Here is a 21550-nt window from a genome sequence, read left to right on the forward strand (position 1 = left end):
TCCGATGGACCAACAGTTTAAATATTCACTTGGCCCTTTACTCTACTTTTGGCCGAAAAGTGATGTCGAAACCTTTTATCAGCGCGCCATGCAAAGCCCTGCTGATATCATTTATCTTGGGGAATCTGTGTGTTCAAAGCGCCGTGAATTAAAACCGAAAGATTGGCTAGAGATTGCTCGCCAGCTTGCCGGCCAAGGTAAACAGGTCGTGCTCTCGACAATGGCATTGCTTGAAGCCCCCAGCGAAGTCAATATTCTCAAAAAATATATCGATAATGGCGACTTTGCGATTGAGGCAAACGATGTATCCGCGATTCAACTGGCCAGTGAAAAACACGTACCATTTGTTGTCGGCCCCGCCATCAATGCGTATAACGCACACACCTTAAAATTGTTTCTTAAGCAAGGGATGATTCGCTGGTGTATGCCAGTGGAACTGTCTCGTGACTGGTTAAACAATATCTTGATCCAGTGTGAAGAGCTTCAGATTCGCGGTCAATTTGAAACCGAAGTCTTTAGCCATGGTTATCTTCCTCTTGCTTACTCTGCTCGCTGCTTTACGGCACGTGCCGAAGACAGAGCAAAAGATGAATGCGAGACATGCTGCATCAACTACCCCACAGGGCTTCAAGTCCATAGCCAAGAAGGGCAAGAAGTGTTTAATCTCAATGGCATTCAGACTCAATCGGGTTACTGCTATAACTTGGTCAATGCCTTGCCAGAAATGCGTGATCTCGTTGATGTCGTTAGATTAAGCCCACTTGGAGAGCAAACTTTTAACCAACTGGAACAGTTTCGAGCCAATGAGCAAGGTGAGCAACCTGTTAAGCTTGAGAGCCGACAGTGCAACGGTTATTGGTATCAAATTCCGGGGTTAGACCTCGCAACTGACTAGTGAGTCGACAAACCGGTCATCAAAGTAAAAAGCCACCGCTTAGGTGGCTTTTTACTAACTGGGGATCGTCATCGTCTGCTCTTGATGCACTAACTGCGCTTTGACGCGCTTCCTCTCGCCATAGAGCATGACCACCACCACCAATGCAAGCGTTACATTCGATAAAGGATACGCCAACCAAATGCCAGCGACACCATACCATTTAGGCAGCAAGTAAAGATAAGGCAACTGAATCAGCATATTTCCCACAATCACAAACATTGCTTTTCCACCCCGATTGGTTGCTTGATAATAGGTGCCTACGATCACTATCATTCCATCAAGAAATAGGGCCCAGATGTGCAAACGAATGCCGTGCACAGTGCTTTGTATTAGCGCTTGATCATTGCTGTTAAAGATCGAAATGATCGCCTGTGGAAAGAGGTTCAATAACGCAATAAATGCCAGGCCCAGAGCGATCGTCGTAACCAACGCAATGTTCATTAAACGCAAAATATTGCCTGGTTTTTTAGCCCCATAATTAAAGCTCACCAGAGGCTGCATACCACTTGCCACGCCTTCCACTGCGAGATAATAGACGGTCACGATATAACCAATGATGGTGTACGCACCAATGAGTAATGCGCTGTCATACTCGGTAAACAAGTAGTTATGAAGACCGACCATCACTGAGCCATAGGCGTACATAAAAAAGCTCGAGCTTCCAATGGAAAAAATACGTGGAATCGCCCGCCAGTCAATATGCCATCCACCACGACTTAAACGTAACTGTGCTCGTGAGGTAAAGAAATAATACAGCCCAGAGACCATCACCAGCATTTGTGCAACGCCGGTAGCAAGTGCTGCTCCAACAAGTTCTCCATCCAAAATAACGATAAACAGATAGTCAAATACAATATTCGCCAAAGCCCCGATCATCATCATGACAGTGGCCACCTTTGGACTGTTATCGTTGCGAACCAAAAACGGCAAACAGATAGAGCCCAATGTAAAAACGCAGCTGACGGTCAGCACGTCAAGATATTGCGTCCCCATAATCAGCGCATTACCTTGTGCGCCTTGCCACAACAGAAATTGATCGTTGTATTGCCACAATATCAAAGCAACGATAGGCGTGACGCCCAGCAATACACTGAGTCCCGTCGTGAGTTCGCTTTTAGCTGCGCTCGTATTGCCTTCACCTTGCCGCAATGATACTAAGGCACCAGTTCCGACGCCGATCAGCATTCCCAAACCAAGCACAGCACTGATCACCGGCCACGCCAAGTTGATCCCCGCAAGGCCATCGGCTCCGAGAACTCGCCCAATAAAAATGCCGTCGACTACTTGGTATAAACCATTCACAAGCATGGCCGCTAACGTCGGTATGGTATAACGCCAAAACTGTTTATGAATTGAGTGCTGCATATCTCTTCCCAATTAGGATTATGATTCAATTAATTAGCGAGGCTAACTAAATCAATCAAAAAATGATCAGTATTCCTTCCCTAATGCCTTATCCAGTAGCTGATTGAGCTGCTTGGTTTCAGTAGGTGTTAAACCGTTAATCACCTGCTCAGCCAAGGTTTGATACACCTTGGCTTCATAAGCCATGTATTCCAGTGCCAGGGGCGTCAGCTTAACCCGTTTTACTCTCGCATCTTGTGGGCAATCGCAACGCACGACCAACCCTTTACGTGTTAAACGGCTCACCATATTAGAGGCTGATGGTTTCGTCACTTCCATTTCCATCGCCAGATCCGTTAATCGAATGGGCTCGCTTGCTACCTGAATCACTTTTAGGTAATCATATTCATTAAAGCTCAGCTGAGAAATCGGATCCTCTTTGCTGTTTTTACGCCAAACTTTGGCTGCGAAACGCTCTAATCTCTCTAAGCTATTTTCTAAACTCATTGCATGACCCATTTAGTTAGTCAGGCTAACTATTTTAGCGATTTGCTCATTTAACCGCAATCTCGAACATAAAAAAACCGCCAACGATGTGGCGGTTTTAAGAGCATGGTAAGACGATAATTAATTCGCAGCTTGTTGCTCAGCTTTACGTTCTTCTCGAACCGTATGATAGATACGCCCAAGCTCTAACAATGCATAACGATGCTCAACATAGTCAAACATATTAAACGACAACACTAACTTGTACAGAGAAAGGGCTTGTGCGTAATCCCCTTCCTGCTGGTAGCGCTTCGCCAAATAGAAATAAGCTTCGGTCAAACGCTGTGCCAATAAGGTATTATCTGGTGTTCCTTGTAAAATCGCATTAAAGACTTGCTCTTCACTGACCTGATTTAAACTGATCGCCACCAGCAACCAACCCCATTGCTCATCACGGTGCTGATAACTTTCAAGTAGCTCCGCTCGAGCCTGTTCAGGTTGCTGTTTGGATTGAATAATGTAGCGCCATAATGCGCGAAAAGGGTCAGATGGATCCTCTTCATAATGCTGGGTAATGTCTTCCATCGCTAAATGGAGGCGGTCACCATAGTAAAGCGCGACAGCTCGGTTACGCAGCGCGTAACTGTTATCAGGATCCAACTCTAGCGCTGAATCAAAGGCATCATAGGCGGCATCAAATTCCCCCACTTGCGTATAATAAACGCCTAAGAGATTAAATAATTCAGGCTGCTCAGGATTGAGTGACAGTGACTGATCATAGTCAAGCCGAGCCAAGTCCTTAAGCCCTACGCTATCGTAATAACTGCCCCGCTTATAAAACATCTCGGCTCTGAGATCGTCTGCCAGATCCGCTCTTTGGAGTAACTGAGTTAAACGGGCGATTTGCACTTCTTGCTGAAGCCCCGCTTGCAAAGGGACAGCCATGGGCGGATAAAGCCACTTGGTATCGTTATTTCCAGTGATCGAAGCACAACCTGATATCACTAACAACGATAAGCTCATTGCGGCGGTATGAAACCATTTCACAAATAGGTACTCCTGTTGCTGACCTCCCGTCAGCATTGTATCTGCATAAAAAAAGGGAGCGAGAGGCTCCCTTTATAACATGCTTTTACACTTCAAGGGTAAAAACCCTGCTTTTGGTCATAAAAGCGCGGTGTTTATTCCGCTTCTGGTGCTGCGTTGTTTTCTTCTGCAGCTTCTTCTGCTGGCTTTTCTACCGCTTCTTTCATACTTAGACGAACACGGTTCTGGCGGTCAATTTCAAGAACTTTAACTTGAACTTCTTGGCCTTCAGCTAGGTAGTCAGACACTTTTTCAACGCGCTTGTCAGCGATTTGAGAAATATGCACTAGACCATCTTTACCTGGAAGAATTGTAACGAAAGCGCCAAAGTCAGCTAGACGAGCTACTTTACCGGTGTAGATACGGCCGACTTCAACTTCTGCTGTGATCTCTTCAATACGACGAATCGCTTCTTTCGCAGCGGTACCTTCCGTTGCAGCAATCTTGATCGTGCCATCGTCTTCGATTTCGATAGTGGTACCTGTCTCTTCCGTTAGAGCACGGATCACTGCACCACCTTTACCGATAACATCTTTGATCTTCTCAGCACTGATCTTCATTGTGTGAATACGCGGAGCGAACTCAGAAATGTCATCACGAGCACCAGAGATGGCTTCATCCATAACAGATAGGATGTGCTTACGTGCACCTTGAGCTTGGTTAAGCGCAATTTGCATAATCTCTTTAGTGATACCTTCGATCTTGATATCCATTTGCAGTGCAGTAACACCAGTGTTCGTACCGGCTACTTTAAAGTCCATATCACCTAGGTGGTCTTCGTCACCAAGGATGTCTGAAAGCACGACAAAATCGTCGCCTTCTTTAACAAGACCCATTGCGATACCCGCAACAGAAGACTTAATTGGCACACCCGCATCCATCAATGCTAGAGACGTACCACATACAGAAGCCATTGAAGATGAACCGTTAGATTCAGTGATTTCTGATACAACACGTACTGTGTATGGGAATTCTTCTGGAGATGGCATTACCGCAGCAATACCACGCTTCGCGAGTTTACCATGGCCGATTTCACGACGCTTAGGCGAACCAACAAAACCTGTCTCACCCACACAGTATGGAGGGAAGTTGTAGTGAAGTAGGAAGTGATCTTTACGCTCACCGGTTAGCTCATCGATGATTTGTGCATCACGTTGAGTACCAAGAGTCGCCGTCACTAAAGCCTGAGTTTCACCACGGGTGAACAGAGCAGAACCGTGAGTACGTGGTAGTACGCCAGTACGTACATCAAGTGCACGAACCATGTCTTTCTCACGGCCATCAATACGAGGGTTACCTGCGATGATGCTGCGGCGAACGACGGTTTTTTCTAGGTCGTGGAAAAGAGTGTGAACTTCTTTTAGATTCAACTCTTCATCTTCTGCAAGCAGTTTTTCGTTCACTTCATCGCTGATTTGATGGATACGGTCATAACGCGCCATCTTCTCAGTGATTTGGTAAGCTTCAACGAGTTTCTGTTCTGCAAGCTCAGCAATTTTCGCTTTGAGTTCAGTGTTTTCAGCAGGTGCTGTCCAATCCCAAGCTGGCGTTGCAACTTCAGCAGCAAATTCATTGATTGCGCTGATGACCACTTGTTGTTGATCGTGACCAAACACAACAGCAGACAGCATTTCTTCTTCTGTTAGGTTGTCCGCTTCTGATTCAACCATCAGTACTGCAGATTCAGTACCTGCAACGACAAGATCAAGTTTAGAAGAAGCCAGTTCTGTGTTGCTTGGGTTAAGCACAAGTTGACCATCAATGTGACCAACACGTGCAGAACCGATAGGGCCGTTAAACGGAATACCAGAAATCGCCAATGCTGCTGAAGTACCGATCATGGTAACGACATCCGGTTGCACGTCTGGGTTTACAGAAACCACAGTCGCAATCACTTGAACTTCATTTTTGAACGAATCAGGGAACAGAGGACGGATTGGACGGTCAATCAGACGTGCAGTTAGCGTTTCACCTTCAGAAGGACGACCTTCACGTTTGAAGAAACCACCTGGGATTTTACCCGCAGCGTAAGTACGCTCTTGGTAGTTAACCGTTAGTGGGAAAAAGTCTTGACCTTCAACCGCTTCTTTTTTACCTACAACAGAAACGAATACCGCGGTATCGTCCATTGTGACCATAACGGCTGCGGTCGCTTGACGAGCAATAACGCCCGTTTCCAGAGTGACAGTGTGATTTCCATATTGGAACGTTTTAACAACTGGTTTTTCGAACATGTTTATTCCTTGCTCTGAGCATTAAGCTCAGATTGAGTCATTGTTACTCCTCACACATTACGAATCGCGACTAGTGAAAACGTATTTCAACAGCACTAAACACGCTTTGAATAGCCGCGACCGTTTGGTCGACTTGGTTGACTGTAATGTAGTGAGTTATTGTTTTTGGAAACCCACATCGTGGATTTCGCCGTGCGTAGTATATACCTGCTCGCTACAAGATGCTAATTTCGGCAGCAAAACTAGCGCGATCTCGCGCTCACTAGGGTAAAATTTAGACAATAAAAAAAGGGGCATAAAGCCCCTTTTTACAAACTTTTCTATGCAGTCACTGATTAGCGACGTAGGCCTAGACGTTTGATTAGGTCGTGGTAACGATCTAGATCTTTACCTTTAAGGTAGTCTAGAAGCTTACGACGGCTAGAAACCATGCGTAGAAGACCACGACGGCTGTGGTGATCTTGTTTGTGAGCTTTGAAGTGACCTTGTAGGTGGTTGATAGAAGCAGTCAGTAGAGCTACTTGTACTTCTGGTGAACCAGTGTCGCCTTCAGAGCGCGCGTATTCTGCAACGATTGCTGCTTTAGTTTCTGCATTCAGAGACATCATTCTCTCCTAAAGAGTTAAGTTTATCGTTGTGCCAGCCAATCTCTGATTCAGCCGACACGAGAAGCGCGAATTATAGGAGAATCATTGACCCACCGCAACAGCTAATTCAACACAAGTTCACCTAGCCCGTTTTAGCGATACGTGAACATATTAGCCATCTACAATTTCATGTTACACTTTCGACAATCCTATTCATGCCGCGAAGAGACAACAAATGAAAATCGGTATTATTGGCGCGATGCAACAAGAAGTCGCCATTTTAAAAGACGCCCTTACTGACTGCCAACAAACGGTCATCGGCGGTAGCACGTTCTACACGGGTGAACTCCAAGGTAAACAAATCATCTTATTGCAATCTGGTATCGGTAAAGTCGCGGCAGCGATCGGTACAACGTTGTTGATTCAAGAATTTAAACCCGATGTCGTCATCAATACCGGCTCTGCTGGTGGTTTTGATTCAAGCCTTAACCTTAGTGATGTGGTGATCTCCACCGAAGTTCGTCACCACGATGCCGACGTCACAGCCTTTGGCTATGAGATGGGGCAAATGGCAGGCCAACCCGCGGCATTCCCTGCCGATGAAAAACTGATGGCTGCAGCAGAACAGGCCCTAAGCGAAATAGGTGACAAACACGCCGTACGCGGTTTGATCTGTACCGGTGATGCTTTTGTTTGCCGTCCTGACCAACAAGCTTTTATTCGCCAGCATTTTCCAAGTGTTATTGCGGTTGAAATGGAAGCGTCAGCCATCGCACAGACTTGTCACCAATTCTCGATGCCTTTTGTCGTAGTGCGTGCCATTTCTGATGTTGCAGATAAAGAATCCCCAATGAGTTTTGAAGAGTTTTTGCCACTTGCTGCGCAAAGCTCATCAGACATGGTGTTTAAAATGGTGGATATTCTCAGCTAACTTTCAGGCCACGACATGGACGATTTTTTGAATCATATCTATGCCAATGGAGCGCTCCTCGTCATGTGGGGCGCTTTACTCATTCATGCTTTTCTTCCCCTTCCTAGAGAATCTCATCCTGCGACTTTATGGCGAAAGTTCGCCGTAATGTTGGCCGCCAAAGTCAATACCAATCATAGTTACCGTCAAAGCCAACTCTCAGGCACTCTTGCACTGTTATTAATGATGCTGCCGTTAATTGTGGTGTTATTGGCATTAAAGCCATTAGTTTGGCAAAGCGAATTGTTTAATCTAGCGCTGTTATTACTCGCCATTGATTGGCGAAATACCGATAAATTTACTCAGGCGTTTACCCAAGCTCTCGCTCAAGAACACAAACCCCAAGCCAAGCAGATCATCACGCCTTGGCTTAATCGTGAGACAAACACTCTCTCGACCATGGGACTTGGAAAAGCAGGAACAGAAACTCTGGTAATGAGTGTTGGGCGCAATGTTGTTGGGGTTCTTTTTTGGTATGGTGCTTGTGGCGGCATTGGCGCTCTAAGTTACCGATTTTTGGTAGAATTAGCTCGTGCATGGTCGCCAACACGCTCGCAATTTTTTCCTTTTGGTTTACCCGCAATAAAAGTTCTGGCAATCATGGATTACCTGCCTTTAAAACTGTATGCTCTGATTATTAGCCTTGGTGGTAGAACATCTAACACTTGGCATAATATTCGTCATCAAGCAGCCACTTGGCCTCTGCCAGGACCTGCTTGGTTATTGATAGCGGTAGGTAGTAAATTGGAGCTCTCTTTAGGAGGGCCAGCCATCTATGATGATAAAAAAACCGTACGCGCTAAATTAGGTGGGCGTGTGGCACCTTCCGCTTTTCATATTGCTCAAGTCAGAAAGCTATTGATTTGGCGTGCGGCAACTTGGGTGGTTGTCCAAAGCCTCATCATGGGAATAATTTATCAGGGAGTGTGAATGAAACACTTTGTAGCGCTCACATTATGGTGCTTTAGCTCAGTCCTTTGGGCTCAACAACCAATCGAACGAATCATCAGTTTAGCTCCCCATGCCACGGAGCTGGCCTTTGCAGCGGGTTTAGGGAGTAAACTGGTTGCGGTTAGTGATCACAGTAATTACCCCGAAGCCGCGAAACAGCTTGAAGTTATCTCAAGCTATCAAGGTATCAATATAGAGCGCATTATCGCTCTTCAGCCCGACTTAATCATTGCTTGGCCAGCGGGAAATCCGATTCGTGAACTGGAAAAACTCAAACAGTTCGGTCTGCGTATCTATTACACCAAAACCGATTCGCTAGAAAATATCGCAGAAAACATCGAAGCGTTAAGTGAATATGCGGATGACCCAACCGTTGGTCATCAGGCTGCAGAAAAGTTTCGTCACGATCTGGCTCAGCTTAAAGCCAAGTATCAAACCAACGATAAAGTACGCTACTTCTATCAACTGGCCGAAAAACCCGTGATTACCTTAGCCAAAGGAAAATGGCCTAGCGAGGTATTCTCCTTTTGTGGTGGTGAAAACATTTTCGAAGACAGTTCCGCTCCTTATCCTAAGATTGGCATCGAGCAAGTCATACTGCGTAACCCGGACGTTATTTTCACCTCAGAACACGCGATTAAAAATGGCACCATGTGGCAGTCGTGGCAACAGCAGTTACAAGCGGTGAAAAATGGCTATGTGTGGTCACTCAGTTCAGATTGGATAAACCGCCCTACACCACGTACGTTAAATGCCATTACCGAAGTGTGCGAACACTTCAAAAAGGTTCGCCAAAATCGCTAACACTACAGAATAAAATTTCGTACAATTCGCAGTAATTAGACATTCGTTAGTGAATACGTACGTAAATATGGATCCTACTCTGCTTTATATCGCTGATCTTTTTGGCACTGCTATCTTTGCTATTTCTGGCGTTCTGCTCGCAGGACGCCTTAAGATGGATCCGTTTGGCGTGATGGTGTTAGGCAGTGTCACTGCGATTGGCGGTGGCACTATTCGTGATATGTCGCTCGGAGCGACGCCTGTCTTTTGGATTACCGATACGTATTATTTGTGGGTCATTTTGATCACCTGCTTACTGACCATGGTCATTGTTCGCCGACCGAAACGAATCGCCTGGTGGGTTTTACCCGCTTGTGATGCGATAGGGTTGGCGGTATTTGTCGGTATTGGCGTCGAAAAGGCAATGAGTTACCAAGACTCTCCACTCGTGGCAATTATTATGGGCGTGATAACCGGATGCGGCGGCGGAATTATTCGTGATGTACTCGCTCGCGAGGTCCCCATGGTTTTGCGTAGTGAAGTCTACGCCACCGCGTGCATCATCGGCGGTATTTTCCATACTACGGCTCTCGCTATGGATTACAGTACTTCGACTGCGTTTACCTCGGGCGTACTTTCTACATTGATTATCCGTTTGGGCGCTATCCGCTGGCACTTATCTCTACCAACATTTGCCCTAACCCGTTGATTATTTGGTATACCACTGACATGAAAAAAGGCTGCCTAAGCAGCCTTTCATTTCATCATACGACTCTATTTTTGCGCACTGTGTAATACTGCTTTTAACGCCTCAAAATCGTTATCGAGATCTTGAGATAACAATGTCATCGCAGCATGTTTTGCAAGTGGCGCTGGCAGTTCAATGTCAGATGACAAGATGTCATCAACCACTTCTTTAAATTTCGCCGGGTGAGCGGTGCATAAGAATAAGCCAGTCTCACCATCTTGTAACTGCTCATCCAATACGCGATATGCGATCGCACCATGTGGTTCACAAAGATAGCCTAAGTCATTCAATGTTTTGACTGATTCCGCACTTTGCTCATCACTCACAGCGCCTTTACCCAATGTCTCTAAGCCCCACTCTTTCACGCGGCACAGCTCTTCAATACGCGGCCAGTTATTTGGCTGGCTAACATCCATCGCGTTAGACGTCGTCGCGACCGTCGGTTTTGGATCCCATTGACCCGTTTCAAGGTAACGTGGCACCGTATCGTTGGCATTGGTTGCCGCAATAAAGCGCTTAATTGGCAAGCCCATTGCTTTGGCTAGCAGGCCCGCGGTTAGGTTACCGAAGTTACCACTCGGAACGGAAATGACTAAGTTCTCGCGCTCTTGCTTACTCAGTTGAGACGCCGCCTCAAAGTAGTAACAGATCTGAGCCATGAGACGACTGATGTTGATTGAGTTTGCGGAATTTAAACCAATATCTTGGCGCAGTTGCTCGTCATCAAACGCTTTTTTCACCAATGCTTGGCACGCGTCAAAATCACCGTTAATTGCGACAGTGTGGATATTTTTACCCAAGGTACAGAACAGTTTTTCTTGTAGTGGGCTGATCTTTCCTTTCGGATAAAGAATCACAACATTGATGTCTTCCATGCCATAAAATGCATGAGCAACCGCAGCACCTGTGTCGCCAGAGGTTGCGGTAAGAATCGTTATCTTGCCGCCATTGGATACGGCAGCCAATGATTGAGCCATGAAACGGCCGCCAAAGTCTTTAAACGCCAGAGTCGGACCATGAAATAGTTCTAAAGCGTAAACACCATCTTTGACTTTATTGATTGGCGCAGGAAATTGAAATGCCGCATCGACCAAGCCATGAACTTGTTCTCTGCTCAGTTCGTCACCAATCAGTGCAGACAGTATTTCTGTACTGCGGGTAACGAAATCTTTAGCAAGTAAGCCATCAATATCGTCAAAGGTTGGCAGAGACGATGGGAAAAATAGACCTTGATTAAGGCCTAACCCTTGGCGTACGGCTTGGCCAAAGGAGACTTGTTCATCATTTTCTTTTATGTTGTAAAGCTTCATAGCTTACTTCCTGTTACTTTTGAGCCCTGTTTGTCGAGACGACAAATGTGGACGAATCCTTCTTCATTCTGGACGTAGTTATTTTCAAGCCATTGAGCGACACGCTCGGCAACTTCTTTTTGTTTACAGATACTAAATAGTGTCGGCCCACTACCTGAAATACCTGTTGCGAGCGCACCCGCAGAATTTGCGTATTCACGAGCTTTAGCAAAGCCCGGAAGTAGTTTCTCACGATACGGTTCTGCGATCACGTCTTTGATCATTTTGGCAGCCAGTTGGTCTTGCTTAGAATGACAGGCATGAATAAAACCACCGAGGTGTCGACCGTGGGCAATGATGTCTTGACGGCGATATTGCGATGGAAGAATGGCGCGAGCTTCTGCGGTTGAGACTTTAATCCCAGGGTATGCCATCACCCAGTACCAATCATCAAAACAAGGAACTTCTTGACTGATAATGCCAAGCTCCTCCAGCATCAGTTGTAAGCCACCCAGATAACAAGGTGCGACGTTGTCATAATGAATACCACCGGAGATTTGACCTTCCATTTCACCCATTAACGCCAGCAGTTCCATCTCCTCGAGAGGTTCACCATGAAAGCGATTTAAAGCATCAAGAGCTGCAACAATTGAACAAGCGCTCGACCCCAATCCAGAGCCGATAGGCATATTCTTCTCTAGAGTTAGCGCGACAGGTTTAAGCGTAAGACCTTTCTTTTCCAACTCACGTGCAAACACTCTCCAGCAATCATAAACAATATTTTCTTTTGGATTGTCGGGCAGCTTGGCCACAAAACGTCCTGCTGTTGAAAGGCTAAATGCTTCATCACCAGAGGTCACCGCCACGCGGTCACCTAACAATGAACCGTCAACCGGTGACACGGCCGCCCCAAGAACATCAAAGCCGACACTCACGTTACCAATTGAAGCCGGAGCGTAAACCACCACATCCATATCACTACTCATTCCATTAAACCCCTAATTTCCAGCCGAGTGTCCGCATGACATCGGAGAACACACCCGCCGCGGTAACTTCAGTACCAGCGCCATAACCGCGCAGTACCAGCGGAATCGGATTGTAATAACGGCTATAAAACGCCAGTGCGTTCTCACCGTCTTTAATCTTAAACATTGGATCGTTTTCATCGACGCAAGCGATGCTCACTCGACATTTACCATCAATGATCTCACCGACGTAACGCAATACTTTGCCTTCCTGTTTCGCTTCATCAATTAATTGACTGAAATAGGCATCCGCTTGAGGAAGACGCGCCATAAATTCATCAACGCTACCAGAATCATCAAAACCCGGTGGTAGAGCTTGATCAACCACGACATCTTCAAGCTCCAAGGCCATTCCTGCCTCACGTGCCAAAATCAACAGTTTACGTGCCACGTCCATACCCGAAAGATCATCACGAGGATCGGGCTCGGTGAAACCATTACTTTTCGCAATTTCAGTCGCTTGACTTAGTGTCATGCCTTCATCGAGCTTGCCAAAAATAAACGACAGTGAGCCAGACAAAATACCGGTAAATCGCTCTAGTTCATCCCCTGCAGAGATCAGGTTTTGTAGGTTTTCAATCACTGGCAAACCCGCACCAACTGTAGTTTCGTACATCAATTTACGACGCGAGCTACGCGCAACTTCACGCAACTGATGGTAGTAGGCCATGCTTGAGGTATTCGCTTTCTTATTTGGTGTAACAACGTGAAAGCCAGCAGCAAGAAAATCAGCGTACTGATTAGCAATCAGATCACTGGCCGTACAATCAACCAGCACAGGGTTAATGATATGGTTACGCTGAACTAATGCAATCAAACGCGCTAAGCTGAACTCTTCCGTCGCGCCACTCATGCGATCACGCCAGTGATCAAGCGGTAGACCTTCGCTATCAAGCAACAAGCCTTTACTATTGGCAAGACCACAGACGCGAATCACAATGCCTTTCTCAGACAACTTATGTTGTTGGCGCTGAATTTGATCCACCAACTCCCCCCCAACGCCACCAATGCCGACAACAAAGACATCAAGGAAGTGTTTCGAATCAAAGAGATTCACGTGACAAGCTTTAATCGCTTCAGAGATTTTATCTTCCGGTATCACAGCTGAGATAGCTCGCTCTGATGACCCCTGAGCAATGGCTACAATATTTACATTCACTTCCGCCAGTGCAGAGAAGAAGCGTGATGCAACGCCGCGCGAGGTACGCATACGGTCACCGACTAAGGTCACAATCGCCACATCATCAATGAATTCTACTGGCTCAAGCAGCCCATCTTTCAACTCAAGTTCAAATGAATCACCCAGTGCGCGCTGCGCTTTCAGTTTATCCGCGGCTTCAATACAGAAGCTGATACTGTACTCAGAGGAAGACTGTGTAATTAATACAATGGACACACCAGCAGCAGACATTGAACCAAATACGCGGCTTGCCATGCCAACCATACCTTTCATGCCCGGGCCAGAGACATTGACCATCGTCAGTTCACTGAGAGTGGTGATGCCTTTGATCGCCAGCTTATCTTCACCAGTGTCTTGACCAATCAAAGTGCCCGCACCTTGAGGATTAAAGCTATTTTTAATCAGACATGGAATTTGGAACTGAGCGATTGGCGCGATGGTTTTTGGATGTAATACCGATGCGCCAAAGTACGATAGCTCCATCGCCTCTTGATAGCTGAGTGATTTCAGCAAGCGTGCATCTTCGACTAATCGAGGGTCACAATTGTAAACCCCATCAACATCGGTCCAGATTTCACAGCAATCTGCACGTAAACAAGCGGCTAGCACAGCGGCCGAGTAATCGGAGCCATTACGACCCAGCGTGACCAACTCGCCTTTTTCGTTCCCAGCTGTGAACCCCGGCATGATGGCAACATGACCTTGAGGAAGAGGTTCATTTCTAAAGTTCTGGGTTGAACTGTCTACATCAACCATGGCTTCTAGATGAGGGCCTTTGGCGACTAAGTATTTCACAGGGTCAATCAGGTGTGCAGGTAGCGCTTTCGCTTCCAATGCCGCTTTCATTAGCTCGATAGAAACACGCTCGCCTTTACTAATAATGCGCGCATTAACATGGTCAGGACACATACCTAGAAGGCTGATTCCATGAACAAATTGGCGAAGCTGAAGCATGGTGGTTTGAACACGATTGTGGAAATCCGTACCGTCAATCGTAGGTAGTGTCGCTTTAATGGCTTGGAACAAATCACGGAATGACTCTTCAAGCTCCTTAATTTGCAGCTCGACTTCACCATTGCGCATTGCGCACTCTATAATCGCAACCAATTTATTGGTGGTTTTGCCTGGCGCGGACAGCACCACGGCGACTTCTTCTTGTTGGGCATTATTGGCAATAATGTCTGCTGCCCGTAAAAACCGGTCTGCATCAGCCAGTGATGAACCACCAAACTTTAATACTCGCATCCCTTCCTCTCCGAAATTATGAAAAAATTGGTATAAAAAAAGGCCTGTATCTGGTGGGATACAGGCCTTTTCTTGAATTTCTTTTACTTAGCAGCCTGCCCCAACAATGGTAATGTCGGTAATAATAATGGTTGTGGTCATTACGGTCAGGTGGCTAAATTTCATCTTTAAGCGTGTGTTGTGTGTTTGCTTACCCTACGTGTACCTTATTTGAAGCTAGGACGTCAATGAAAACTTTGTATTTTTTAACCTCTATCGCCCTATTTCTTATTTAAATCGATAACTTATAAACTTTTTATCTAATTTCGATGGAGAAAGACGCGAGAAACCGTTAAATAAATGTGGTCCAAAATCTCACCAGCAATCCGTTTTGTGCTTTAATTAATTGTGCAGTGGAGCACCAAAGTGAGGACAATGGCATGAAAAAAATAATCAGCCTCATCACCATCATTGGATTTTGGGGATGTAGTATTGCAAGCTATGCGATTGAACTTCCGGCACTTCCTGCCCAGCAGGCGGGTAACCATTCGCCATTCAAATTTTTTATCTCTTCTGAACCAGACACCCAGACTTTTGACTCATGGAAAGTCGACAGCGGCTATTCCTATGCCGTTTTTGACAATTTAAATGTTTATGTGGGTGCTCGCGTCGATAACGCTTCAAACATCAATCAAAGTGGCTTTTTAAGTGGTGTCAGCTACCAAATCTCGCCGAGATTTTCGGTAAAAAGTACATTACACGCTTATAGCTACACGGGACAAGAAACCAGGGAAGAGAGTAAAGATGCCGCGATTTCAGCAGAGGTTTCTAGCCGAATGAAACTAACTGAAAACCTCGATGTGCATGCCACTGTTGATTACCAACAGTGGCAACAAGGTGTCGAGTTTGGATTAGGTTTTCGTTTTTAACCCCGTTAGCTCCAATCAAGCAAAGTTAACGACGTCAGTATTCCATTCCAATCCGAGTAGATATAATCGCCGGGCTGAACCATCTGATTATTCATTGTCAATGTAACATTCACTTCACCCGCTCCTCTTTTCTCCGTTTTGAACGGGCATGCGCCGAGTGCTTTGACGCCGATATCCATCATCGCAAGAGCTGCAACATCTCGCACTGCACCGTTAATGATGATCCCTTCCCATTGATTATCAAGTGCCATTATGGCCAATTGATCCCCTAATAGTGCTTTATGACATGAGCCATTACCGTCAATGACCAACACTTTTCCTTTGCCGTTTTGACTCAACAATTCTCTTACTTTTGAATTGTCGTGATAACAGCGCACCGTAACAATTTCCCCCCAGAAAGCGCTCTTCTGTCCAAAATTTTGTAACGGCAAATTAACCAAAGTGACTTGATTCTCGAACTTGTCACAAATATCAGGCGTTATGTCTATCATTATTCCTCCGTGATACTAATTATTAGAAATCCTTTGTATCAGTCGCTTCCAAAACGGACCGATTTCCACTTGTGTGTCATCTCGACAAAAGAGTAAAAAGCGTCGTTGTGGGTCGACATAAAGAGTGCGCTTGGCGGATATACCCATCCATGACCAATGCATCCTCGCTGGTCACTTCAATGATAAAACTCACATAAACCCTATAAAATAAAGGGTTTTAAACTCACTTTATTCACCATGAAAGCAACTGGCAGTGATCAAGCAAGCGCGGATTATTATTGTGATTTTTGGACAACCACTTAATCTCGGGGTTCCCCCAAGTCATAATGGCCAACTGTTTATTTAGCCATATATAAGTGACTTTTGATGACAAAATAGCTATCAAATATCGTTAATTTTCATATAAGTAACAGACTTGCATTTGGCTGAAGTTATTCATATTTGTTACATTTGCTATTGATATAAATCAACAAAGTGTTTGGAATTAACATTCTGTCGTTGTTAGCAAGCTGTTAACATTATAGAATCCGCTCAAAGACTAGTAGAAACATCAGAGGTTCGGAACCCTCTAATTTTCAGTACGCTATACCATGGACGGCGGGCAGTAATAAGGCAATATTATTTGATTAGCCTTTCGTTTATCATCAACATCACATTACCTGTATGTTATGTTTTTGCCTAGAATTTATTCTATTAGCACAGTTTATTCACAAATTTAGGTACCGCCAATGCAAACGCCGCATATTCTTATCGTAGAAGATGAGCAAGTAACTCGTAACACTCTTAAAAGTATTTTTGAAGCAGAGGGATACGCTGTTTTTGAGGCAAGCGATGGTGAAGAAATGCACCATGTACTGTCTGAAAACCAAATCAACTTGGTGATCATGGATATCAATCTACCGGGTAAAAACGGCTTACTACTGGCACGTGAACTGCGTGAACAAGTGAATATGGCCCTCATGTTTTTGACAGGTCGCGATAACGAAGTTGATAAAATCCTCGGCCTTGAAATTGGTGCTGATGACTACATTACCAAGCCATTTAATCCACGTGAATTGACTATTCGTGCACGTAACCTATTGAATCGTTCAATGAACTCAAGCGCGGTTCAAGAAGAAAAACGCAGTGTGGAAAAGTATCAATTTAACGGTTGGGTATTGGACATCAATAGCCGCTCATTGGTTAGCCCAGATGGCAGCAGCTACAAACTACCGCGTTCAGAATTCCGAGCTCTGCTTCACTTCTGTGAAAACCCAGGCAAAATTCAAACTCGTGCAGATTTGCTGAAGAAAATGACCGGTCGTGAGCTTAAGCCACACGATCGCACTGTCGATGTGACGATTCGTCGTATTCGTAAGCACTTTGAATCGGTCTCCGGAACACCAGAAATCATCGCCACAATTCACGGTGAAGGTTACCGCTTCTGCGGCGATATCGAAGAATAATCAATCGTCGAGAATAGCAAACATAAAGGCTTGCCATCTTGGCAAGCCTTTTTTATGCCTTCCACATCATCAATGACGACTTTCCAGCCATTGCCTGAGCACCGCAATATCATTTTGATACTCGTTTTTAATCTCTTCAACCCAATCATCAACGTTCTCCCACCACGCTGGCATATCTGGCGATTGCGCTTTCTGTGCCACACGCTGAATACGCTGTAGCCCTATCGAACCAGCCGCTCCTTTGATTTTGTGCGCTTCAGATACAATGCCATCTTTATCTTTGGCCATCATGTTTGAATCCAGCACTTGAATGTAATCGGGCATCATGCTTTCAAACATCTCAATACTGTCGAGTACTGGTTTTGCGCCGACGATATCGACGTAAGATTCCAGCATCGCGATATCCAGCAATTTCTGATAGCAATCGTGATCTGGATGCTCCTGGGTGACTTCTTGTCGGGGGGCATTATCCGTCGTAGGGGATTCTGGCAGACAGGATTTAGCAATCACCTTTTGTACCGCCTGTACAGATAGTGGCTTACTAATAGCGTCATCCATGCCCTGACGTAAATATTCATTTTTGTCTTTTAATACATTGGCCGTCAGCGCGACGAGCGGCGGTAGTGATTCATAACGTTGACGATAGTATTGAGCAATATCAAACCCTGTCATGTCCGGAAGCTGAATATCCAAGAACACTAAGTCGAAGTGTAGCGGATCAAATTTAGCCTTCGCTTCTTCGCCTGTCATCGCGACCGTCACCGAATGCCCCAAACTCTCGAGCAGTGAACGCGCCACCGTTACATTTAACTCGATGTCTTCAACCATAAAGATACGAAGAGGCTGCACGATTTCTGTTGGCTGGGCTATCAGCTCACTCTCCTTACTAAGTGGAACGTGAATGTGAACGGTAAACACACTGCCGAAACCTTCTTCAGAACTAACCGTAATCTCTCCTTGCATCATATGAATCAGTTGCTGAGAAACGGCAAGCCCAATCCCCGTGCCCACAGCGTGCAGATTGTCCTTACCGGATTTCACCTGATAGTACATGGCAAAAATCTTTTCTACTTCAGACTCTGGGATGCCAATTCCCGTATCTTCAACTTCAATGGTGATGTCAGCAAAGCCTTCATTTTGCTCAGCACTGACACTCATAACGACTCCGCCTTCTTTAGTGAACTTCATCGCATTATTGATAAGGTTCCACAGAACTTGGCGAAGACGAGTCGCATCGACGTCAATCGCTTGAGGCAGATCGCTCAGTCGTTCAAGATCAAAACGTAATCCTTTCTGCTCGGCCATTAATGCAGAAATGCTTTCCATCTCAGTCACGAACTGCTCAAAATCCAAAGGAGCAGGAAATAGCTCTAACTTACGACGATCAAATTTATCCATATCAATAATATCGTTAAAGATATTACCGAGAGTAATCGCACTGACGTTGATGGTCTGCATGTGTTTCCGCTGTTCATCGGTCATCGGCGTATCCAGTAACATACGACTCAAGCCAACAATACCGTTAAGCGGGGTTCTCAGCTCATGACTAATAGTAGAAATGAACGTCGTTTTATCTCGGCTTGCTTTTTCAAGCGATTCTTCATGACGTTTGCGCTCTGTAATATCTCGTCCGAACCCAACCAGACCAAGGTGACGGCCATCTTGACTGTAAAACGGTACTTTGCGCAGTTCGAAGTAATTTTTGCGCCCATCCGGGTACTCAAGCCACTGCTCATAGGTCAGCGCGTTATTATTGGCAAACACTTGTTGGTCGGTTTCAACGATCGGCTGAGCCACCTCTTTGCTATAAACATCCCACGGTGTTAACCCCACCAGTTGACTTTCCTTACGTCCTGTCAGCTCTTCCATCGCTCGGTTACAGCCAGAAAACACCCCATCGGCATTACGGTAATAGATCAAATCCGGAGAAGCATCAATAAATGAACGCAGTAAAGCCGTACGCTCAGCCAGTTCCATTTGAGTTCGTTCACGTTGATAAACTTCATTCTCAAGATCTTTCATCGCATCTTCGCGAGCTGCTTCCGCTTTGATCCGCTCCTCGATCTCGAGGTTAAGTTTGGTGATGTTTTGCTGTAATTTTTGGTTCAACTCTTGATCGCGTGAGCGCATATCTTTGAGTTTAGAGACGAGTTTAGACAAGCGCTGGCGTGAGTCTTCGAGTTGATCGACCACGACAGATAAGAAATAAACAGCCCACGGTGTAATGATCAGGCCAAAAAACACCGAGCGAACAATGTCGATGTTATCAACCCGACCATTAAGAAATAAGGTGATTCCCACCTGTACCACAACCGCTAAAGCGACAAGAGCCAGCGCCAATAAAATTGAAAAACGTAAAATACCGAGTTTGACAAGCAAATCGACATAATACTGGGCGAGGTTTTTTATAGTTTTCATGCCGCATCCTAGGGGTAAACGATGGTCAAAGTTTACCGTGTTTCTTACGAGGAGGTAAGAGCCGAACCAATCAGCCAAAGGTTAATTTGTCGTTGTGTGATAAAGACATAACAGCGACTATGACTTGACGGTAATCCGCGCTTGACGCTCTCTTTTATGACAACGTCGAGTGAAAAATGGGCGGAATATAATGAAAAGGTCGCCCTAAACTTGAGCCTTGCGGCCCCTGCTCATCCAGCGCTTTGCCAATTTCCGTCATCGCCAGCCAACGATTCTCACACCATAACGGCGCTAATAACGTCGGGCGGCGCGCCGCCGAACTGACGCGATGGTAGATAATATCGGGCGGCGTCATGCGAATCAGCCGACTGGCAGTCGAGACATACTCATCAAGGGTTGGAGCTTGCAGGCGCCCTGCCTTCCACGCTTTTGCCATGCTGCTCCCTTCAACGATATGTAACCCATGCAGTTTGATACCATCCGTCCCCGTTTCAAGCACTTGTTCCAGTGTTGAAACATTCTCGGTTTGCCCCTCTTTGGGTAAACCAACAATGAGGTGAGTACATACCTTTATACCCAACGCTCGGGCTCGCTGAGTAATGGCGTTGTAGCACGCAAAATCATGGCCTCGGTTAATACGTTTTAACGTTTTGTCATGTGCAGTTTGCAAGCCAAGTTCAAGCCAAATTTCATAACCTTGGTCGACATAATTCGCCAGCAGGCTTAACACCGAATCAGGCACACAATCAGGTCGCGTACCCACACATAAGCCGACAATATCCGCCGCAGTCAATGCTTGTTCATACATCGTTTTTAACGTCTGTACTTCTGCATAGGTACTGGTGTAAGCCTGAAAATAAGCGAGGTACTTTTTAGCTCGTCGAATTTCACCAGCGCGGTCACGAAGCTGCTGGTCAATCGTGTGTACTTGGGTATTTTCATCAACAAACGAGGAGACATTACAAAATGTGCATCCCCCTCGGCCGATCGTCCCATCGCGGTTAGGACAGCTGAAACCACCGTGCAGCGTCAGCTTATGAACGCGTTCTCCGTACCGGCGTGATAAATCTTGGCCTATGGTATTCACCAACTCATGTAACTGCACATGCCCTCCTAACGGGATAAGAATAACTCTCATTCCCATTTAGTAATAAAATTACACAATTAGTTTATTAAACAGAATATTGTACTTATTTTGGTCAATGTGACTTATGAGAATAATCAATAAAAATGCACAAAAATACGTGAAAATGCTTAATGTTAACTGGTTGTTACACATAAAAATGCACATTTGCAACTTTGTTTTGATTGCCAACCTAGCCCTCAAAAATGTAGGATACTTACAGATCCTACACATTTTGTGTAATTTTAAGTCCACAAAATGTGTAGGACATTCTGTGATATTCACCCCCTCCGCTATAAA

The 21550-nt window shown here is 45.5% G+C and carries 18 protein-coding genes and 1 other annotated feature; of the genes, 7 read left to right on the plus strand and 11 right to left on the minus strand.

Translation table 11 applies throughout. The features are described from left to right. Positions 1–4 precede the first annotated feature (4 nt). Positions 5–895, plus strand: a complete 891-nt coding sequence (locus M1D72_RS18760) for a U32 family peptidase (protein WP_456296166.1) — start codon at positions 5–7, stop codon at positions 893–895. A gap of 54 nt (positions 896–949) precedes the next feature. Here the strand turns inward: M1D72_RS18760 and M1D72_RS18765 are convergent, their stop codons facing one another. The 5 genes from M1D72_RS18765 to rpsO form a co-directional block, all read right to left on the minus strand. After that, positions 950–2302 (minus strand): MATE family efflux transporter, encoded by a 1353-nt coding sequence (locus tag M1D72_RS18765; protein ID WP_456296167.1) that lies wholly within the window; start codon positions 2300–2302, stop codon positions 950–952. Between the two features lie 66 nt (positions 2303–2368). After that, complete coding sequence (locus tag M1D72_RS18770) at positions 2369–2788, minus strand: MarR family winged helix-turn-helix transcriptional regulator (RefSeq protein ID WP_456296168.1); 420 nt, start codon at positions 2786–2788, stop codon at positions 2369–2371. Between the two features lie 120 nt (positions 2789–2908). Further along, entirely contained in the window at positions 2909–3814 is a 906-nt protein-coding gene (gene nlpI, locus M1D72_RS18775; protein ID WP_390193493.1) for a lipoprotein NlpI, read from the minus strand. A 134-nt stretch (positions 3815–3948) separates the two neighbouring features. Beyond that, a complete protein-coding gene (pnp, locus tag M1D72_RS18780; protein WP_456296169.1) occupies positions 3949–6087 on the minus strand; it encodes a polyribonucleotide nucleotidyltransferase in 2139 nt (712 codons plus the stop codon). A 335-nt stretch (positions 6088–6422) separates the two neighbouring features. Beyond that, positions 6423–6692, minus strand: a complete 270-nt coding sequence (rpsO, locus tag M1D72_RS18785; protein WP_390193500.1) for a 30S ribosomal protein S15 — start codon at positions 6690–6692, stop codon at positions 6423–6425. Positions 6693–6909: 217 nt separating this feature from the next. Here rpsO and mtnN point away from each other — a divergent pair, with 217 nt between their 5' ends. From mtnN to M1D72_RS18805, 4 genes are all read left to right on the plus strand, one after another. Continuing rightward, on the plus strand, positions 6910–7605 hold the full coding sequence (mtnN, locus tag M1D72_RS18790; RefSeq protein WP_456296170.1) for a 5'-methylthioadenosine/S-adenosylhomocysteine nucleosidase: 696 nt from the start codon (positions 6910–6912) through the stop codon (positions 7603–7605). Between the two features lie 15 nt (positions 7606–7620). Beyond that, positions 7621–8574 (plus strand): cobalamin biosynthesis family protein, encoded by a 954-nt coding sequence (locus tag M1D72_RS18795; protein WP_456296171.1) that lies wholly within the window; start codon positions 7621–7623, stop codon positions 8572–8574. Continuing rightward, a complete protein-coding gene (gene btuF, locus M1D72_RS18800) occupies positions 8575–9399 on the plus strand; it encodes a vitamin B12 ABC transporter substrate-binding protein BtuF (RefSeq protein ID WP_390193508.1) in 825 nt (274 codons plus the stop codon). Positions 9400–9466: 67 nt separating this feature from the next. Further along, entirely contained in the window at positions 9467–10087 is a 621-nt protein-coding gene (locus M1D72_RS18805) for a TRIC cation channel family protein (RefSeq protein ID WP_390193511.1), read from the plus strand. Positions 10088–10152: 65 nt separating this feature from the next. Here M1D72_RS18805 and thrC read toward each other — a convergent pair whose 3' ends face one another. Genes thrC through thrA form a run of 3 tightly spaced genes read right to left on the minus strand, consistent with a single transcriptional unit; the run spans position 10153 to position 14865 of the window. Beyond that, complete coding sequence (gene thrC, locus M1D72_RS18810; RefSeq protein ID WP_456296172.1) at positions 10153–11436, minus strand: threonine synthase; 1284 nt, start codon at positions 11434–11436, stop codon at positions 10153–10155. Then, complete coding sequence (gene thrB, locus M1D72_RS18815) at positions 11433–12389, minus strand: homoserine kinase (protein ID WP_456297431.1); 957 nt, start codon at positions 12387–12389, stop codon at positions 11433–11435. Before thrB ends, thrC begins: the two co-directional genes overlap by 4 nt. Positions 12390–12405: 16 nt before the next feature. Further along, positions 12406–14865 carry a bifunctional aspartate kinase/homoserine dehydrogenase I gene (gene thrA, locus M1D72_RS18820; protein ID WP_390193516.1) on the minus strand — a complete coding sequence of 820 codons (2460 nt, stop codon included), beginning with the start codon at positions 14863–14865 and terminating at the stop codon, positions 12406–12408. A gap of 33 nt (positions 14866–14898) precedes the next feature. Then, positions 14899–15017 (minus strand) — a sequence feature (Thr leader region). A 267-nt stretch (positions 15018–15284) separates the two neighbouring features. On the opposite strand from thrA, the gene M1D72_RS18825 reads away from it, so the two are divergent. Next, positions 15285–15773 (plus strand): hypothetical protein, encoded by a 489-nt coding sequence (locus M1D72_RS18825; RefSeq protein ID WP_456296173.1) that lies wholly within the window; start codon positions 15285–15287, stop codon positions 15771–15773. 5 nt (positions 15774–15778) lie between these two features. Here the strand turns inward: M1D72_RS18825 and M1D72_RS18830 are convergent, their stop codons facing one another. Next, positions 15779–16264, minus strand: coding sequence for a putative 4-hydroxy-4-methyl-2-oxoglutarate aldolase (locus M1D72_RS18830; protein WP_390193520.1), 486 nt, complete (start codon positions 16262–16264; stop codon positions 15779–15781). 728 nt (positions 16265–16992) lie between these two features. Between M1D72_RS18830 and arcA the strand changes: the two genes are divergently transcribed. Then, positions 16993–17709 carry a two-component system response regulator ArcA gene (arcA, locus tag M1D72_RS18835; RefSeq protein ID WP_390193523.1) on the plus strand — a complete coding sequence of 239 codons (717 nt, stop codon included), beginning with the start codon at positions 16993–16995 and terminating at the stop codon, positions 17707–17709. Positions 17710–17778: 69 nt separating this feature from the next. Here arcA and arcB read toward each other — a convergent pair whose 3' ends face one another. Further along, positions 17779–20127, minus strand: a complete 2349-nt coding sequence (gene arcB, locus M1D72_RS18840; protein WP_456296174.1) for an aerobic respiration two-component sensor histidine kinase ArcB — start codon at positions 20125–20127, stop codon at positions 17779–17781. 154 nt (positions 20128–20281) lie between these two features. Further along, positions 20282–21232, minus strand: a complete 951-nt coding sequence (locus M1D72_RS18845) for a TIGR01212 family radical SAM protein (RefSeq protein WP_456296175.1) — start codon at positions 21230–21232, stop codon at positions 20282–20284. Positions 21233–21550 lie beyond the last annotated feature (318 nt).

The organism is Vibrio sp. AK197, assembly GCF_053903115.1.

Bases quoted from the DNA above. Each gene is read 5' to 3' on its own strand.
- M1D72_RS18760 (WP_456296166.1), top strand. From the start codon at position 5: ATGGACCAACAGTTTAAATATTCACTTGGCCCTTTACTCTACTTTTGG.
- M1D72_RS18765 (WP_456296167.1), bottom strand. From the start codon at position 2,302: ATGCAGCACTCAATTCATAAACAGTTTTGGCGTTATACCATACCGACG.
- M1D72_RS18770 (WP_456296168.1), bottom strand. From the start codon at position 2,788: ATGAGTTTAGAAAATAGCTTAGAGAGATTAGAGCGTTTCGCAGCCAAA.
- pnp (WP_456296169.1), bottom strand. From the start codon at position 6,087: ATGTTCGAAAAACCAGTTGTTAAAACGTTCCAATATGGAAATCACACT.
- rpsO (WP_390193500.1), bottom strand. From the start codon at position 6,692: ATGTCTCTGAATGCAGAAACTAAAGCAGCAATCGTTGCAGAATACGCG.
- mtnN (WP_456296170.1), top strand. From the start codon at position 6,910: ATGAAAATCGGTATTATTGGCGCGATGCAACAAGAAGTCGCCATTTTA.
- M1D72_RS18795 (WP_456296171.1), top strand. From the start codon at position 7,621: ATGGACGATTTTTTGAATCATATCTATGCCAATGGAGCGCTCCTCGTC.
- btuF (WP_390193508.1), top strand. From the start codon at position 8,575: ATGAAACACTTTGTAGCGCTCACATTATGGTGCTTTAGCTCAGTCCTT.
- M1D72_RS18805 (WP_390193511.1), top strand. From the start codon at position 9,467: ATGGATCCTACTCTGCTTTATATCGCTGATCTTTTTGGCACTGCTATC.
- thrC (WP_456296172.1), bottom strand. From the start codon at position 11,436: ATGAAGCTTTACAACATAAAAGAAAATGATGAACAAGTCTCCTTTGGC.
- thrB (WP_456297431.1), bottom strand. From the start codon at position 12,389: ATGGATGTGGTGGTTTACGCTCCGGCTTCAATTGGTAACGTGAGTGTC.
- thrA (WP_390193516.1), bottom strand. From the start codon at position 14,865: ATGCGAGTATTAAAGTTTGGTGGTTCATCACTGGCTGATGCAGACCGG.
- M1D72_RS18825 (WP_456296173.1), top strand. From the start codon at position 15,285: ATGAAAAAAATAATCAGCCTCATCACCATCATTGGATTTTGGGGATGT.
- M1D72_RS18830 (WP_390193520.1), bottom strand. From the start codon at position 16,264: ATGATAGACATAACGCCTGATATTTGTGACAAGTTCGAGAATCAAGTC.
- arcA (WP_390193523.1), top strand. From the start codon at position 16,993: ATGCAAACGCCGCATATTCTTATCGTAGAAGATGAGCAAGTAACTCGT.
- arcB (WP_456296174.1), bottom strand. From the start codon at position 20,127: ATGAAAACTATAAAAAACCTCGCCCAGTATTATGTCGATTTGCTTGTC.